General features: G+C 71.5%; 20 protein-coding genes. 5 read left to right on the top strand and 15 right to left on the bottom strand.

The window, feature by feature from the left end; all coding sequences use genetic code 11:
- Positions 1-19: 19 nt before the first annotated feature.
- Positions 20-772 (bottom strand): ABC transporter substrate-binding protein, encoded by a 753-nt coding sequence (locus tag ACIQPT_RS15105; protein WP_401156084.1) that lies wholly within the window; start codon positions 770-772, stop codon positions 20-22.
- A gap of 115 nt (positions 773-887) precedes the next feature.
- Between ACIQPT_RS15105 and dtd the strand changes: the two genes are divergently transcribed.
- Positions 888-1,337: a D-aminoacyl-tRNA deacylase gene (dtd, locus tag ACIQPT_RS15100; protein ID WP_401156082.1), complete on the top strand. Its 450-nt coding sequence runs from the start codon at positions 888-890 to the stop codon at positions 1,335-1,337.
- Positions 1,338-1,361: 24 nt separating this feature from the next.
- On the opposite strand, the gene ACIQPT_RS15095 is transcribed toward dtd, so the two are convergent.
- From ACIQPT_RS15095 to ACIQPT_RS15070, 6 genes are all read right to left on the bottom strand, one after another.
- Positions 1,362-2,327, bottom strand: a complete 966-nt coding sequence (locus tag ACIQPT_RS15095) for a YgfZ/GcvT domain-containing protein (RefSeq protein WP_401156081.1) — start codon at positions 2,325-2,327, stop codon at positions 1,362-1,364.
- Between the two features lie 9 nt (positions 2,328-2,336).
- Complete coding sequence (locus ACIQPT_RS15090; RefSeq protein WP_401156079.1) at positions 2,337-2,789, bottom strand: Fur family transcriptional regulator; 453 nt, start codon at positions 2,787-2,789, stop codon at positions 2,337-2,339.
- Between the two features lie 50 nt (positions 2,790-2,839).
- Positions 2,840-3,412, bottom strand: a complete 573-nt coding sequence (locus ACIQPT_RS15085; RefSeq protein WP_401156077.1) for an FABP family protein — start codon at positions 3,410-3,412, stop codon at positions 2,840-2,842.
- Positions 3,413-3,688: 276 nt separating this feature from the next.
- Positions 3,689-4,609, bottom strand: coding sequence for a hypothetical protein (locus ACIQPT_RS15080; protein WP_401156075.1), 921 nt, complete (start codon positions 4,607-4,609; stop codon positions 3,689-3,691).
- Positions 4,606-5,439 carry a hypothetical protein gene (locus ACIQPT_RS15075; RefSeq protein ID WP_401156073.1) on the bottom strand — a complete coding sequence of 278 codons (834 nt, stop codon included), beginning with the start codon at positions 5,437-5,439 and terminating at the stop codon, positions 4,606-4,608. The genes ACIQPT_RS15080 and ACIQPT_RS15075 overlap by 4 nt, the downstream gene beginning before the upstream one ends.
- Entirely contained in the window at positions 5,436-6,257 is an 822-nt protein-coding gene (locus tag ACIQPT_RS15070; protein WP_401156071.1) for a hypothetical protein, read from the bottom strand. Before ACIQPT_RS15070 ends, ACIQPT_RS15075 begins: the two co-directional genes overlap by 4 nt.
- A 193-nt stretch (positions 6,258-6,450) precedes the next feature.
- Here ACIQPT_RS15070 and ACIQPT_RS15065 point away from each other — a divergent pair, with 193 nt between their 5' ends.
- Complete coding sequence (locus ACIQPT_RS15065; RefSeq protein ID WP_401156070.1) at positions 6,451-6,813, top strand: DsrE family protein; 363 nt, start codon at positions 6,451-6,453, stop codon at positions 6,811-6,813.
- 35 nt (positions 6,814-6,848) lie between these two features.
- Here ACIQPT_RS15065 and ACIQPT_RS15060 read toward each other — a convergent pair whose 3' ends face one another.
- The 8 genes from ACIQPT_RS15060 to ACIQPT_RS15025 form a co-directional block, all read right to left on the bottom strand.
- On the bottom strand, positions 6,849-7,106 hold the full coding sequence (locus tag ACIQPT_RS15060; protein WP_401156068.1) for a DUF3099 domain-containing protein: 258 nt from the start codon (positions 7,104-7,106) through the stop codon (positions 6,849-6,851).
- 156 nt (positions 7,107-7,262) lie between these two features.
- Entirely contained in the window at positions 7,263-7,550 is a 288-nt protein-coding gene (locus ACIQPT_RS15055) for a DUF1416 domain-containing protein (RefSeq protein WP_003968135.1), read from the bottom strand.
- 39 nt (positions 7,551-7,589) lie between these two features.
- On the bottom strand, positions 7,590-8,429 hold the full coding sequence (locus ACIQPT_RS15050; protein ID WP_401156067.1) for a sulfurtransferase: 840 nt from the start codon (positions 8,427-8,429) through the stop codon (positions 7,590-7,592).
- A gap of 168 nt (positions 8,430-8,597) precedes the next feature.
- Positions 8,598-8,678, bottom strand: coding sequence for a putative leader peptide (locus ACIQPT_RS15045; protein WP_350310325.1), 81 nt, complete (start codon positions 8,676-8,678; stop codon positions 8,598-8,600).
- Positions 8,679-8,907: 229 nt separating this feature from the next.
- A complete protein-coding gene (locus ACIQPT_RS15040; RefSeq protein WP_401156065.1) occupies positions 8,908-9,597 on the bottom strand; it encodes a DUF2993 domain-containing protein in 690 nt (229 codons plus the stop codon).
- A gap of 137 nt (positions 9,598-9,734) precedes the next feature.
- Positions 9,735-11,138 carry a hypothetical protein gene (locus ACIQPT_RS15035; RefSeq protein WP_401156064.1) on the bottom strand — a complete coding sequence of 468 codons (1,404 nt, stop codon included), beginning with the start codon at positions 11,136-11,138 and terminating at the stop codon, positions 9,735-9,737.
- A 10-nt stretch (positions 11,139-11,148) separates the two neighbouring features.
- Positions 11,149-11,403 carry a MoaD/ThiS family protein gene (locus ACIQPT_RS15030; RefSeq protein ID WP_401156062.1) on the bottom strand — a complete coding sequence of 85 codons (255 nt, stop codon included), beginning with the start codon at positions 11,401-11,403 and terminating at the stop codon, positions 11,149-11,151.
- Positions 11,404-11,449: 46 nt separating this feature from the next.
- Positions 11,450-12,367 (bottom strand): alpha/beta hydrolase, encoded by a 918-nt coding sequence (locus tag ACIQPT_RS15025; RefSeq protein ID WP_401156060.1) that lies wholly within the window; start codon positions 12,365-12,367, stop codon positions 11,450-11,452.
- A gap of 290 nt (positions 12,368-12,657) precedes the next feature.
- Between ACIQPT_RS15025 and ACIQPT_RS15020 the strand changes: the two genes are divergently transcribed.
- From ACIQPT_RS15020 to ACIQPT_RS15010, 3 genes are all read left to right on the top strand, one after another.
- Positions 12,658-13,479, top strand: coding sequence for a winged helix-turn-helix domain-containing protein (locus ACIQPT_RS15020; protein WP_401156059.1), 822 nt, complete (start codon positions 12,658-12,660; stop codon positions 13,477-13,479).
- A gap of 24 nt (positions 13,480-13,503) precedes the next feature.
- Positions 13,504-14,544 carry a LacI family DNA-binding transcriptional regulator gene (locus ACIQPT_RS15015; RefSeq protein ID WP_401156057.1) on the top strand — a complete coding sequence of 347 codons (1,041 nt, stop codon included), beginning with the start codon at positions 13,504-13,506 and terminating at the stop codon, positions 14,542-14,544.
- A gap of 132 nt (positions 14,545-14,676) precedes the next feature.
- A complete protein-coding gene (locus tag ACIQPT_RS15010) occupies positions 14,677-15,732 on the top strand; it encodes a S1C family serine protease (RefSeq protein ID WP_401156055.1) in 1,056 nt (351 codons plus the stop codon).
- Positions 15,733-15,736 lie beyond the last annotated feature (4 nt).

The raw sequence follows: 15,736 nt of genomic DNA, 5'->3' as shown, positions 1-15,736 counted from the left end.
CGCGCCCGGAAGGATCGCTTCAGGCGAGCAGGTCGTCTACTTGTGCTTCACCGTCACGGTACCTGCGGGCGATCTCCGCGCTGCAATCGTCGGCGGTGCGCTGGAGCTCGTGACGGCGCCGGGAGACCTGCTGTTCGTAGCGGACGAGCCGCCCCATCGCCGTGTGCAGTTCCTCGTCCGTCCGGGCGTCCAGATCGGACAGCTCGACCTCGGCGAGGGTCTCGGCGGCGAGCTGCCGGAACTCGTCGCCGCGCGGCGTCCGCAGCGTGACGTGCCGGGCGGAGGAGCGGTGCCGGGACGGGGTGTCGGCCAGGATCTCCGAGAGCCGGTCGACCACCGCCGCGTCCTCCACGGGCGCCTCCGGGTCACGGCGGCGGGCCAGTTCGGCGCGCAGGATGTCGATCCGCCCCTGCACCAGCCGGCGTACGTAACCGATATCGGCCTCGTCGCGCTGGGCGTCCCGGCGCAGCGTCCGCAGCTCCGGCAGCCGCAGCCCGCCGAAGCCCGCGTCGCCGCCGGCCTGCTCGGGCACAGTGGCGGGCCCGGAGACAGGCCCGGAGACAGGCCCCGTGGCAGGTCCGGAAGCAGGCCCGGTGGCAGGTCCGGAGGCGGGTCCGGAGGCGGGTCCGGACGCGGGGCCCTGGGCGGGCGGCGGCAGGGGTACGGGACCCTGCCCTGGCAGACTGCGCTGTACGGGTGACCGCAGGGTGCTGGTGCGGTGACGTGCGCCCGGTACGGCACCGGGAGATTGTCCGGCTCCATATGTACTCATGCTGTTCCGTCCCCTCGACCGGTGCGTCGGCACACCGACATCGTGCATCGTGCCACTCCGCACCGTGCCGATGCAGGTGCTCTGTACCCGTTCAGCCCAAGATAGGTTGGTCTGTATGCGTGCAGTGGTACAGAGAGTGGACGGCGCGAGCGTCTCCGTCGCCGGTGCGACGGACGACCCCTCGGCCCCCGGAGTCGTCGGGGAGATCGTCGGTGAGGGCCTGTGTGTGCTGGTGGGGGTCACCCATGACGACACCCCGGAGAAGGCGGCGCAGCTGGCCCGCAAGCTCTGGTCGGTGCGCATCCTGGAGGGCGAGAAGTCCTGTTCGGATGTGCATGCGCCCCTCCTGGTGATTTCTCAGTTCACTCTCTACGGGGACGCCCGCAAGGGCCGCCGGCCCACCTGGAACGCCGCCGCGCCGGGCGAGGTCGCCGAGCCGCTGGTGGACGAGGTCGTGGCGCGGCTGCGGGAGCTGGGGGCGCACGTGGAGACGGGCCGGTTCGGAGCGGACATGCGCGTCTCGCTCACGAATCACGGCCCGTTCACGGTGATCATCGAGGTGTAGCCGTACGCCACCGGAAGGGGGCTCCTACGGCTCGACGACCGTCTCCTGGGCCGCCGCCGTGTCCCCGGCGATCAGTTCCGCGTCGACGGCCACATTCCGCTTGACCAGGGCCAGCGCGATCGGGCCCAGCTCGTGGTGGCGGGCCGAGGTGGTGATGAAGCCGAGCTGGCGGCCCTCCTGGCCGTCGGCGGCCAGCCGCACCGGCGTCCCGTGTCCGGGCAGGTGCACCTCGCTGCCGTCCAGGTGCAGGAAGACGAGCCTGCGCGGCGGCTTCCCCAGGTTGTGGACGCGGGCCACGGTCTCCTGACCCCGGTAGCAGCCCTTCTGGAGGTGGACGGCGCTGCCGATCCAGCCCAGCTCGTGCGGGATGGTCCGGTGGTCGGTCTCGAAGCCGACGCGCGGCCGGTGTCCTTCGACGCGCAGCGCCTCGTACGCCAGGATCCCGGCGGCGGGCCCGTGGGCGGCGGCGTACGCCTCCAGCTCCGGGCGCGGCAGGAACAGGTCGCGGCCCTGCGGGGTCTCCCGTACGGCCGCCCCGTCCGGGACCTCCGCGATGGAGCCGGCCGGAAGGTGCACGACCGCGATGTCCTCGGTGCGGTCGGCGACCTCGACCCGGTAGAAGAACTTCATCGACTCCAGGTAGGCGATCAGGTCGTCCTGGGTGTCCGGTTCGACGTGCATCCACACCGTCGTACCGTCGTCCACCAGATACATCGCGTGCTCGATGTGGCCGTTGGCGGTGAGGATGAGCGCCTCGGTGGCCTGGTGCGGGGCGAGGTCGCTGACGTGCTGGGTGAGCAGCAGGTGCAGCCAGGCCAGCCGGTCGCCGCCGGTGACGGTGACGACGCCCCGGTGGGAGAGGTCGACGAAGCCGTTGCCGTCGGCGAGGGCGCGTTGCTCGCGGAACAGGTCGCCGTAATGCGCGGCGACGCCTTCGTCGCGGCCTTCGGCGGGAACGGCACCGGGCAGGGACAGCAGGGGGCTCTTCATGCGCCCAGCCTACGACTTGGCGGAGGCGTCCTCCGCTGCCTTCTTGGCTGCCGTGCACGCGGCACAGCGGCCGAAGATCGCGAAGTGCTTCATATCGGTCTCGAAGCCGAAGTCGGCACGGAGCTTCTCGGTGAACTCGGCGACGACGGAGAGGTCCGCCTCGATGACGTCCTTGCAGTCCCGGCAGACCAGGTGGATGTGGTGGTGGCGGTCGGCCAGGTGGTACGTAGGGGCGCCGTGCCCCAGATGCGCGTGGCTGACCAGACCGAGCTCCTCCAGGAGCTCCAGGGTCCGGTACACCGTGGAGATGTTCACGCCGGACGCGGTCCTGCGCACCTCGCACAGGATGTCGTCCGGCGTCGCGTGCTCCAGGGCGTCGACCGCCTCCAGGACGAGCTGACGCTGGGGCGTCAGCCGATAGCCGCGCTGCCGAAGATCGGTCTTCCAGTCGGTGCTCACCACACGCCCAGTCTAGGCGTGCGGTCAAACACCTGTGGTGCCTCTACTTGCCTCTACTTGAAGAACGCGATGCCGTCGTCCGGCATGTCCTCGAGGTTCCGCGCCATCTCGGCGACCTCCTCGGGGGTGACGACCTTCTTCAGGTGCGCCGACATGTACGGGCGCAGCTCGACCTCGGGGGTGGCCTTCTCGCCGACCCACATGAGGTCGCTCTTGACGTACCCGTAGAGCCGCTTGCCGCCGCTGTACGGGCCGGAGGCCGCCGTACGGGCCACCGCGTCGGTGACCAGGTCGATCTGCGGCTTCTGGTCGGCCAGCTCGCCGTACCAGATCTCGATGACGCCCTGGTCGCGGGCCATGACGACCTCGACCTTGCGGTCCTTGTCGATGCGCCAGTAGCCGGACTCCGTCTCCAGCGGCCGGACCTGCTTGCCCTCGTCGTCCAGGACCCAGGTGTGGGAGACGTACTCGAGGAAGTCACGGCCGTCGTGGCTGAAGGTGACTTCCTGGCCGAAGTTGCACTTCTCGGCGCCGGGGAAGTCGGACACGCCCGCGCCCGCCCAGTTGCCGAGGAGGAAGGCCAGCGGGACGAGGTCCGGGTGGAGGTCGGACGGAATCTCGATCATGAGCGGCTCAGACGATCTGTGAGGGTGCGAGGGGTGGGCGGGAACCGTGGGACGGCGAGGTCAGCGCTGGCCCTGGTACAGCTTCTTCACGGTGATCGCGGCGAAGGCGGTGACGCCGACGCAGACCAGGATCAGCAGGGCGGTGAAGAATGCCTCAAGCACAGGGGGCTCCTCGTGACGAGCGGGTGGCGGCAGTACAGGGCCGGGCCCCCAGCCTAATGGGTGGGGGCCCGGCCTTCTCGTCCAGGTGTCGGCCGGAGGCCGCCGCGGCGGGTCTCAGGCGAGCAGCTGGTTCTGCAGGATCAGCGTCTGCTGGAAGGGGATCCGGCCCGTCTCCCGCTTCCCGGCGCGCTCGTGCACGACGAGGGCGAGCGTGTCCCCCGCCAGGGTGTACGCGAGCCGGACGTGCTCGGCCCCGAAGGGCGCCTGCTCGGCGAAGACGAACGAGGAGAGGTTCTCGATGTCGTTGGCCGAGCTCCAGCTGCTGTCGATCTCCGTGGTGTCCGTGTCCGTACGGTCCAGCGGCGTACCGGCCGAAGAGCCCACGTTCAGGTCGTCGAGCATGCGGCTCGCGAACGCCGTCGAGTTGAACCGCACCAGATAGATCCGGGACGTCGTGCCGTCCGGCATGGTCCAGCCACGGGCCGCGATGTGCCGCGGAGCGGAGTCCTTGAGGAGCTGGGACACCGCCTTCCGGTGCTGCGGCAGGTAGGCGTCGAGATACGTCTCCGTGGAGATCCAGCCGCCGGTCAGCTTCTTGTCCGGCACCGCTCCGGCGGGGGCCGGCAGCAGCAGGTCGCGCAGGTCGGCGTGGTGGGTCTCGGCCGGGTTGGCCCCGAACGGCCGGGGCGAACCGGCCGGGAGCGGGGGCAGCGTCAGCTCCGGGTAGTCCCAGCGGCCGTCGCCCTCGGTGGCGAGCCCGGGGACATCCGTCCGCTCCAGGGAGGCGATCCCGAAGGCCGTACCGGTGCCGAACACCCCGAACGCCAGCGCGGCGGCCGTCCATCGCGCCACGGCGCGCAGGACCCGCCGGGGCGGCTTCGGCGACGCGTCGGCGGGCGTGCCGGTCGCCTCGGGGGCGGCCGTGGGCGGGGCCTCGGGCGGGGCCTCGGACAGGGGAGGCGTGGCCGCCGGCTCGGGTGCCGCTGCCGCCTCCGGCGTCGCCGTCGCCTCGGGGTTCACCGTCTGCTCGCTCATATGTACTCCCCCGGGGACACGATGTGGTCGAGCTGGTCCTTCACCAGGTCCCCGACGTCGGACGGGCTGAACGGCTTGCTGCCGCTCGCGTTCACGGTGACCGAGGTCTCTCCGTCGTACGCGACGCAGATGACGCCGTCGAGGGTGTCCTTGTCGCCCTTGGGCAGCCGGTAGCAGGAAACCTTCTTGTGGCCGTCGACCGACGGCCCCTTGCGGAACGCGTCGATGCCGTCCAGCAGCTTCTTGCGGGTCAGATATGTCTCGCGGACCGCTCGCTTGTCCTGCATCTTCACGATCTGGACGTTCACGACGAGGTCATGGGCGTCCGAGGCGTACGAGCGCTGCGCGATGCCCCGGACCCGGAGCTTCTCGACGGACTTGTTCAGCGCGCGGCGGTCCTTCCCGGCCAGGCCTCGCCCCATCTCCTTCATCGCGGCGGTGGCCTTCGCGCCGCTCGTCTCGCTGTCGTTGCCGAGCCCGCCGATGTCCGGGCCGAGCTGGTAGCCCTTGGGCACCGGGAGCAGGAGTTTGGTCAGCTCGCTGTCGTGGCGGCCCCGGGACGGCTCGCCCGCCGGATCCTTGCCCGCGGGGGCGTGGTCCTCGTCCCAGACGGTCGTCGTGACCGTCCGGTCGGCGGTGTCCACGGTGTTCTTCGTGTAGGCGGCCGCGCCGCCCACCGCCCCGAGCACCAGGACGACGGGCAGCGTGGCCAGCACCACCCGGCGCCCTCGGCCGGATGCGGGCGGGGGTGCGGGCGCGGGCGCGGCGTCGGGCTCGGCCGGACCGGTCCCGGTCGCCTCGGTCACGGGGCGCGTGTCGTCGTCGTTCACAGCCGCTCCAGCTGTCGCTCGGCCAGCGTCCGGATGTCCTTCTTGCTGATCGGGACGGTGTCGTGGATGTTGATGTCGAGCGCGATGTCACCGCGCACGGCCAGGGCCCTGGCGCGGTAGGCGGGCAGATAGCCGGCCTTCCGCTCGACCTTGTACAGGAAATAGCGGCCTTCGCGGCTTCCCTTGATCGGATCGCCCAGGTTGCCCGCGCCCCCTTCGTCGCGCGGCATGTACGACATCTGGTCGGCGATGTGGCTGGACGCACCGAGCACGACGCTCGGCCGGAACTGGATCAGATGGACGGACGTCTCGCGGTGCTGCCCCTGCTGCCAGGCGACCGACGCCACCCGTCGCAGCCCGAACCCGGCCAGCGACTCGAACATGTAGTTCGGGTCTTTGTAGTAGCCCTCGGCATACTGGCCGAGCGGCTCCCAGCCTTCCTCGGGGCCCAGTTCGCCGGTGAGCGTCTTCTTCGCGCCCTTGGGCCGGTCGACGAGCAGCTTGCGCAGGTCGCCGTCCGTCCTGACCTGCCGGTCCTCGGCCGCGGACAGCGGGGCCGGGGCCCGGTCGGCAGCCAGTGGCTTCGCCGGGTAGCCGAGGCCGGGCTGCGACAGGGCGGTCAGCGGCGTCGGTGCCCGCTCCGCCTGGATGCCGTAGCCCACCGCCGCCCCGCCCGAGATCCCGAGCAGCGCCGCCGCCGCGATGATCAGCGTCGTACGGCCGCGCGGCCGGCGGCGTACGGGCCCGTCGGCCGGGGCGGACGGATCCGTCTGCGCGGGCACATCGGCCTGCGCGGGCGGCTCAGCCTGCGTCGGCACATCGGCCTGCGTGGGCGGCTCTGCCGGCGGGGCCGGCACGGGTGCGGGCCCTTCCGGCGCGGCAGGAATGGTGTCGTTCGGTTCCAAAAGGGGTCCCCCCAAGAGACCTGAAGCGCGGGTTCCCTTACCCGCGCGCACAAGTGACCCCCAGGTCAGCAAGGAGGTTGCCTTCCGGACGATTACAGTTCGGCATATGTCGAAGAAGCTTGTGATCAAGGTGACCGCCGGGCCCGAGGCCGCCGAGCGCTGCTCGCAGGCCTTCACCGTGGCGGCCGTGGGCGTCGCCAGCGGTGTCGAGGTCTCGCTCTGGCTGACCGGGGAGTCCTCGTGGTTCGCGCTGCCGGGCCGGGCCGCCGAGTTCGAACTGCCGCACGCCGCCCCGCTGCCCGACCTGCTGGACTCGATCCTGGCGGGCGGCCGGATCACCCTGTGCACCCAGTGCGCGGCCCGGCGCGACATCACCGAGAAGGACGTGCTGGAGGGCGTACGCATCGCGGGGGCGCAGGTCTTCGTGCAGGAGGCCATGACGGACGGCACCCAGGCGCTCGTGTACTAGTACGGGACAGCTCGGTTACTGATGACACCGACGACTCAGTGGCGCTTCTTGCCGTCCAGCTCGTCCCACCACTCGTCGGACTTCGGGTCCCCGGAGGGGTCGTCCCACCAACGGTCCTCCGGGCCACGCCGGTTGGCGATCATCGCGGCGACCGGCGGGATCACCATGGCGACCACGCACATGCCGACGGCGACCGGCACGGACCACAGGCGCACCACGGCCCAGGCGGACACGAAGAGCGCGATGCATCCGCCCATCATGAGGAAGTAGTTCCGCCTGCGTCGGGCGTACATGCTTCCAGCGTAGGTCTCCGGCCGCCGGACGGCACGAAGGGCCGCACCCCGCGTCAGGTGGCGTCCAACCCCCTGGGGTGCGGCCCTTCGGCCGTTCCGTGTGCCGCGAAAAACGGCGTGCCGTGGAAAACGGCGTGCCGCGGATCCCGTGAAGGATCAGACGGCGATGGCGACCTCGGAGAGACCGCCGGTCTGCGCGACGACCGTGCGGTCGGCGCTGCCGCCCGGAACCAGGGCGCGGAGCGTCCAGGTGCCCTCGGCCGCGTAGAACCGGAACTGTCCGGTCGCCGAGGTCGGGACCTCGGCGGTGAACTCACCGGTCGAGTCCAGCAGCCGTACGTAACCGGTGACGGGCTCGCCGTCGCGGGTCACGCTGCCCTGGATGGTGGTCTCACCGGGCTTGATCGTCGAAGCGTCGGGGCCACCGGCCTGTGCTCCACACATGGTTCTGTCCTTCGGGTCGTCGTGGTGCTGGTCGGTGGGTTACTTGTTGGCGCCGAGCTCGATCGGCACGCCGACGAGGGAGCCGTACTCGGTCCAGGAACCGTCGTAGTTCTTGACGTTCTCCTGGCCGAGCAGCTCGTGGAGCACGAACCAGGTGAGCGCGGAGCGCTCACCGATGCGGCAGTAGGCGATGGTGTCCTTCGCCAGGTCGACCTGCTCGTCCTCGTAGAGGGCCTTGAGCTCGTCGTCCGACTTGAAGGTGCCGTCGTCGTTGGCGTTCTTCGACCACGGGATGTTGCGGGCGCTCGGCACGTGGCCGGGGCGCTGCGACTGCTCCTGCGGGAGGTGGGCCGGGGCGAGCAGCTTGCCGCTGAACTCGTCGGGCGAGCGCACGTCGACCAGGTTCTGGCTGCCGATGGCCTTGACGACGTCGTCGCGGTAGGCGCGGATCGACTCGTCCTGCGGCTTGGCCGTGTACTGGGTGGCCGGGCGCGTCGGGACGACGTCGGTCAGGTCGCGGGAGTCGAGCTCCCACTTCTTGCGGCCGCCGTCGAGGAGCTTCACGTTCTCGTGGCCGTACAGCTTGAAGTACCAGTAGGCGTACGAGGCGAACCAGTTGTTGTTGCCGCCGTAGAGGACGACCAGCGTGTCGTTGCCGATGCCCTTCTCGCTGAGCAGCTTCTCGAAGCCGGCCTGGTCGACGAAGTCGCGGCGGACCGGGTCCTGGAGGTCCTTGGTCCAGTCGATCCGGATCGCGTTCGTGATGTGGTTCTTCTCGTACGCCGAGGTGTCCTCGTCCACCTCGACGATGGCAACCTGCGGGTCGTCGATGTGGGCCTCGACCCAGTCGGCGTCTACCAGGACGTCGCTGCGGCTCATGTTGTTCTCCTCCGGGGCAGTCTGCGGCGGTGTGGTGCGAGATGCGGAGTGTGCGAGGTGCGGGTGTACGCGCGGAGGCACGGAACGCGGCGCGTACGGGGCACGGCGCCGGCCCTGACGACGGTCGAAGGGCCGGGGGGGGAGGCGGGACGGGTGCGAACGCCCCACTCAGAAGGTGCGACAGAGCATGGCGGCGACGCGGCACAGGTCTACTGCCCGCCGCTTCGTGAGATCCGCCTGTCGCTTCATGGGTCCGATCGTAGGGAGGTACGGACGGAGATGTCACCGTCGTGTCGCATGATGAGACACGATCATCCGTGATGTGAGACGCGAGAGGGGTGGTCGGGCCCCGGACCGCCTGCCGGGCTCCCCCGAGCCTTCCCCTCATCTACGGACCGGACGCGGGCGTCTCACCATCCGGATCAACCGGGGCCGACGCCCCGCGTACGACCGCTCAGCCGCTCAGCCGGTCAGCCGCTCAGCCGGTCAGGGAGACGTCCGAACCGGTCACCGATATCTCCAGGCCCTTCTCGGTCACCTTGACGTCCCGGAGCTCCAGGCCCTTCGGCAGTCCGTCGATGTCGCCCTCGAAGTCGGTCTTCTTGCGGACCAGTTCCTCGACGCCGGGGATCCCGTTGCCCGGCACCTCGTCCGCGCGCACCTTGATCGTGTGGCCGTCGGCGCGGGTCACGGTGGACAGCACGCTGCGCGAGATCGGGCGGCCGAGGACCTCGACCGTGCCGGTGACCTTGGCCTTGCCGTTGCCGCCGTACTCCACGACGACGCCGTCGCTGGCCGCCGCCGTCAGGTCCTCGAAGCTGACGCGCGCGGTGCCGGTGGCGCGGGCGGCCGTGGCGCTCCGGTAGCCGGAGCCGAGCTTCACGTCGTGCAGTTCGGCCCGGACCTCGCTGACCCGCATCGCCCGGCCGGCGGCGCTGGTCCTGATGCCGGTGAGGTTGACGTCGACCCGGTCGAGCTGCGAACCGGCGAGCTGGGTGAGGAAGGGGAAACCCTTGATCGAGATCTCCGTCGTGGCGGAGCCGCCCCCGCTGATCGTGACCCGGTCCTCCGCCTCGGACTCGGCGAACCAGACGGCCGCGCGGTCGACGGCGATGAAGAGGCCGCCGAGCACCACCACAAGAACCAGCAGTATTCGCAGTGCGCGCATGTGTCGTTTCCCCACCCTGTGCCGATCGGTCCCCCTGGCGTCCGTGAGCCTACTGCCGCAGGAGGACACCCTGGATGATCGACGAATGACGGCCCCTCATCGGTTCCCGAGGGGCCGTCAGCAGCGGTTGACGACGGTCAGAGGATGGCGCGGCCCACCAGGTAGACGACCGGGGCCGCCGCGGTCAGCGGCAGGGCCACCCCGGCGGTCATGTGCACGAACCGGGACGGGTAGTCGTAGCTCGCCACCCGCAGCCCGACGAGGGCGCACCCGCCCGCCGCGAGGCCGAGCAGCGCGCCCTTCGCGCCGAAGTCGGTCAGTCCGCCGACCGCGACACCCGCGCCCGCACCGGCGAGCAGGGCCACCGCGACGGAGACCACGCCCGGCAGCGGCAGGGCACGGGCGAGCACGGCCGCCGCGACGGCCACCCCGCCGACGGTCACCGCGTCCGGGACCGCCGCGAGGTGTCCGCCGGCGAGGACCGCGAGGGACGCGGAGACGACGGTGGCCATCAGCCCGTACATCCGCTCGTCGGCCCCCGCGTGGCTGCGGAGCTGGAGGACCACGGTGAGCAGCACCCAGACGCCCAGCGTGCCCAGCAGCGCGGCGGGGCCGTGCTCCCGGCCCGCCGCGAGCAGGACGACGTCGGCGACGAGCCCCCCGGCGAAGGCGAGCGCGATGCCCTGGCGGGCGGGCCACATGCCGTTGAGCCGGAACCAGCCGGCCGCCGTCACCGCCTGGAGGAGCACCACCGGGACGAGCAGGGCGTACGGCCCGATGGCCGCGCCCCCCGCGAGCAGCAGGCCCAGTACGGCGGTGAGCGCCGCGGGCTGCATCCCCGGCGCGATGATCGGCGAGCGCCCCTCGGCGCGGGCCCGCTGGGCGTCGGTGATCCGGGCGTTGCCCAGCGTCGTGGGCGCGCTGTAGCCCGTGTCACCGGGCCCCGGCTGCCCGGCCACGGGCGCGGGCGCGGGGGCGGCGGGCACGGAGGCGGGGGCGGCGGGCGTGGCCGGGACCTCGGGCGGCAGCGGGAAGGAGCCCGATGCCCCCTGAGGCGGCAGATAGGCGGTGTCGGCCGCCGATGGCGATGGCGATGGCGAGGGCCGGTACGGCTGCTGGGGCTGGTGCTGATGCTGGTGCTGCCCCTGGCGCTGCGGTTCCTGATACGGCTGCTGCTGCGGCTGGTACGGGGGTTCCTGGTACCGCGGTTCCTGGTACTGCGGTTCCTGGTGCTGCTGCTGGTACGGATCCGGCTGCTGCGGCTGCCCGTAACCGTGCCCCTGCCCGTGCCCGTATCCCTGAGGCTGTGCCTGTGCCTGTGCCCGATGCGGGTCGTCCGGGCGGATCGTCGGCTGGTACTGCGTGTCCCAGGTCGGTGCCTGCCACGTCTGCGTCGCGCCCTGGTCGAAGGCGGCCGGCTCCTGGGGCGCGGCGTGCTGTCCGGCCGTCCCGTCGGGCCAGTGCGGCGACGGAGGCTGCTGCCGCTGCTGCCCGTGCTCGGGATCGTACGGATACGGGTACTGCTGATCGCTGCTGCTCATGGCCTGCGGTTCACCCTCCTGCGAACGGCGGGAGCACCTCGACCGTGCCGCCCTCGGCAAGGCGTACGGTCTCATGCCCGCGGGTCCCGACGGGGTTCCCGTCGACGAGGAACGAGCACCGCCGGAGCACCTGGCTCAGCTCGCCGGGGTGCCTGCTCCGCACCGCGTCGAGCGCCTCGGCGAGGGTCGCCGCCGCGTACGGTTCCTCCGCGGTCCCCGCGGCTGCCTTGGCCGCAGCCCAGTAGCGGATCGTCCCCGCTGCCATGGCGCCACTCCTTCGGTCGGTTCGTGCGTCAGCTCTCCATGATGGGTCACGCGGGCGGCGCGGCCGTCGCCCAGTCGGCGATGCGGGCCAGGAGGGCGTCCTCCGCCGCGTTCTCCGCATGGCCCATCCCCCGCTCCAGCCACAGCTCCGCGCCGCCGGGACCGGCCGCGTCCGCCAGCATCCTCGGGTGGTCCAGCGGGAAGTACGGGTCGCGGTCGCCGTGCACGAGGAGCAGCGGGGCCGGGGCGATGAGCGGGACCGCGGCGACCGGGGAGAGCGGGACGGGGTCCCACTCCTCGGTGGCGATGCGGGTACGGAATCCGTAGCGGCCGACGAGGCGGCCCGTGGGGCGGGTGACCACCCAGTGCAGCCGGCGCATCGGGGCCGTCCCCCGGTAGTACCAGCGGGCGGGAGCACTGACGGACACCACCGCGTCCGAATGCGCCCCCGCGCTACCAGTGCGCCCCTCGCGCGCCGGTACGCGAACGGGTGCATCCCCGAGGACGGATTCCGCCGTATACAGAGCGCCGTGCCGGAGCACCACGGAGCCGCCCATGGAGAACCCGACCGTGACGACCCGGGTGTGTCCCAGCTCCCGCGCCCAGGCCACCGCCGCCGCCAGGTCCAGCACCTCGCGGTCACCCACGGTGGAGCGCCCGCCGGACCGCCCGTGCCCCCGGAACGAGAACGTGATCACGGCCGCACGCTGGGCGAATGCCTGCGCGGCACGGCGTACGGCGGGGCGGTCGGCCGAGCCGGTGAACCCATGCGCGACGACGATCGCGGGGGTGTCCGCCGGGGTCCCGGCCGCCCCGGTCTCCGCCGCCCCGGAACCCGCCGTACACGGTTCGTACACCGCCTCGACCGGTACGCCGTCATCCGTCAGCAACGTGGCGAATCGTGGGGGTCGCGTGAGGAAGGGAACAGAAGAACTCAGGAATCGACCCTCGGACACGGAACTCATGTGGGCTATTCTGCTGCGAAGAGGATCCGGGCAATGCAGCCCCCGGGTCCTTTTGTGCTTTACCGGCGTTGTTACGACGACGTTTCCACAAGCTCAGCGGTCCCAGGGCGCGGGACCGCACCGTAAAACCCGCATGAAGCGTGACGCGGGACGCATGACGTACGAAGCAGTGCCGCATACTCCCCCGGGTCCGACCCGGGAGTGCCCCTCTCGCAGGGAACGAGGAGGACCGACGTAATGGGCGAGCGAACCGTGCAACACGATCGACCGAACCAGGCAGGTGGGCGGCGATGAGTTCACTGCTGCTTCTGACGAACGCACTCCAGCCGTCGACGGAGGTGCTCCCCGCCCTCGGGCTTCTGCTCCACAGCGTGCGGGTGGCCCCCGCCGAGGGCCCGGCCCTGGTGGACACCCCGGGCGCCGACGTGATCCTCGTCGACGGGCGGCGCGACCTTCCGCAGGTCCGCTCGCTCTGTCAGCTGCTGCGGTCCACGGGCCCCGGCTGTCCGCTGATCCTCGTCGTCACCGAGGGCGGTCTCGCGGCCGTCACCGCCGACTGGGGCGTGGACGACGTCCTGCTGGACACGGCGGGCCCGGCGGAGGTCGAGGCCCGGCTGCGGCTGGCCATGGGCCGCCAGCAGATCACCTCCGACGACTCCCCGATGGAGATCCGCAACGGCGATCTCTCCGTCGACGAGGCGACGTACAGCGCGAAACTCAAGGGCCGGGTCCTCGACCTGACCTTCAAGGAATTCGAACTGCTGAAATACCTCGCCCAGCATCCGGGCCGGGTGTTCACCCGCGCCCAGCTCCTCCAGGAGGTCTGGGGCTACGACTACTTCGGCGGTACGCGGACGGTCGACGTCCATGTACGGCGGCTGCGCGCCAAGCTCGGCCCCGAGCACGAGTCGCTGATCGGCACCGTGCGCAACGTCGGCTACCGCTTCGTCACTCCGGAGAAGGTCGAGCGCGCGGCGGAGGAGGCGAAGGACCGGGCCGCCGCCCAGCAGAAGTCCGCCCAGCAGAAGGCAGCCGACCCCGTCGCCCGTTCGGAGCAGTCCCCGGCCGCCGGGGTGACGGAAGAAGCCCCGGTAGAGGCTGCCAAGAGGTAGGTCCATCCGCGTAGACTGCGGCGCGTGGCCAAGGTGACGCGGGACGATGTGGCGAGACTGGCGGGGACGTCGACCGCGGTCGTCAGCTACGTCATCAACAACGGACCCCGGCCGGTCGCCCCGGCCACGCGCGAGCGGGTGCTCGCCGCGATCAAGGAGCTGGGCTACCGGCCCGACCGGGTCGCCCAGGCCATGGCCTCGCGCCGCACGGACCTCATAGGCATGATCGTGCCGGACGCCCGGCAGCCGTTCTTCGCGGAGATGGCGCACGCGGTCGAACAGGCCGCCGCCGAGCGCGGGAAAATGGTGCTCGTCGGCAACTCCGACTACCGCGACGAACGCGAGGTCCACTATCTGCGGGCCTTCCTCGGCATGCGCGTCTCCGGGCTGATCCTGGTCAGCCAGGGCCCCAGCGAGCGCGCCGCCGCCGAGATCGAGGCCTGGGACGCCCGGGTCGTCCTGCTGCACGAGCGCCCCGAGGCGATCGACGACGTCGCCGTCGTCACCGACGACGTGGGCGGCGCCCAGCTCGCCACCCGGCACCTGCTGGAACACGGCAACGCGTACGTGGCCTGCCTCGGCGGCACGGAGGAGACCCCGGTGGTCGGCGACCCGGTCGCCGACCACGTCGAGGGCTGGCGGCGGGCGATGCACGAGTCGGGCCGCTCCACGGAGGGCCGGCTGTTCCAGGCCCCGTACAACCGTTACGACGCCTACCAGGTGGCCCTCGGGCTGCTGGCGGGCCCGGACCGGCCCCCGGCGATCTTCTGCGCCACGGACGACCAGGCCTTCGGTGTGCTGCGGGCCGCCCGTGAGCTGCGCATCGACGTGCCGGGCGAGCTGGCGGTGGCCGGCTTCGACGACGTCAAGGAAGCGGGCCTCACCGATCCGCCGCTGACCACCGTCTACTCCGACCGCCCCGCGATGGCGCGGGCGGCGGTGGACCTGGTGCTGGACGACTCGCTCCGGGTCTCGGGCTCGCGCCGGGAGCGGCTGAAGCAGTTCCCCTCCGCGCTGGTGGTCCGGCGCTCGTGCGGCTGCGGGGAGCCCCCGGCGTCCGCCTGACCTGTCTGGACCGGTCTGGACCTGTCTGGACCGCCGGGCCCTTTACAGCTTTACAGCGGGCATACGCGGTTCTTCCGGGCTTCTCAGGGCGCGCTCAGGCCCTTCTCATGTTCGCCGACCAGCCTGGTGCACATGACGGAGAACCTTCGCCCGAGCGGCGCGCACTCGACGGACCAGGACCCGACCCCGTACGGCTACGGCACGGCGTACGACTCCTCCTACGGCTCGGCGTACGACGGCGCTGCGGGCGGTGGCTACCCGCCGCCGCCCCCGTACGCCCCCACCAACAAGCACCGGGCGAAGCGGCCGGTCGCGCTGCTGGCGGCGGTGGCCATCGCGGCAGGCGTGATCGGCGGCGGCACCGCCGCCCTGGTCGGGCAGCTGAACGGCGGCTCCGGCGCCACCGGATCGGGCGGCGCGGTCAACGGCACCACCGTCTCGCAGAGCAGCAAGGGCACCGTCGCGGGCGTCGCGGAGGCGGTCTCGCCCGCGATCGTGGAGATCGGCGCGGCCTCGTCGGCGGGCAAGTCCACCGGATCCGGGGTCGTGATCACCGAGGACGGCGAGATCGTCACCAACAACCACGTCATCTCGGGCGCGCAGCAGATCCAGGTGACCCTCTCCACCGGTAAGACGTACACCGCCGACGTCGTGGGCACCGACCCCGACAAGGACCTCGCGCTCATCAAGCTCCGGGGCGCGAGCGGGCTGAAGACGGCCACGCTCGGCGACTCCTCGCAGGTCAAGGTCGGTGACCAGGTCGTGGCGATCGGCTCGCCCGAGGGCCTGACCGGCACCGTCACCAGCGGCATCGTCTCCGCGCTCGACCGGGACGTGACGGTGGCGAAGGACGACTCCGACAGCTCCGGACAGGACCGGGGCAACGGCAACGGCAACGACCGGTGGCCGTTCGAGTTCGGGGGGCAGCAGTTCAACGGCGACACGGGCGAGGAGACCACCACGTACAAGGCGCTCCAGACCGACGCGTCGCTCAACCCCGGCAACTCCGGCGGGGCGCTGATCAACATGGACGGCGAGATCATCGGCATCAACTCCGCGATGTACGCGCCCAGTTCCTCGGCGGCCGGCAGCGGTTCGGCGGCGGGCAGCGTGGGGCTCGGCTTCGCGATCCCGGTGAACACGCTCAAGGCCGACCTGGACGCCCTGCGCGCCGGGAACAACTCCTGACCGT

Origin of the sequence: Streptomyces sp. NPDC091289 (genome assembly GCF_044757365.1) — a bacterium.
Classification (GTDB): Bacteria; Actinomycetota; Actinomycetes; order Streptomycetales; family Streptomycetaceae; genus Streptomyces.
Note: the sequence above shows the minus strand (reverse complement) of the source record. Positions and strands in the feature narration are given on the sequence as shown.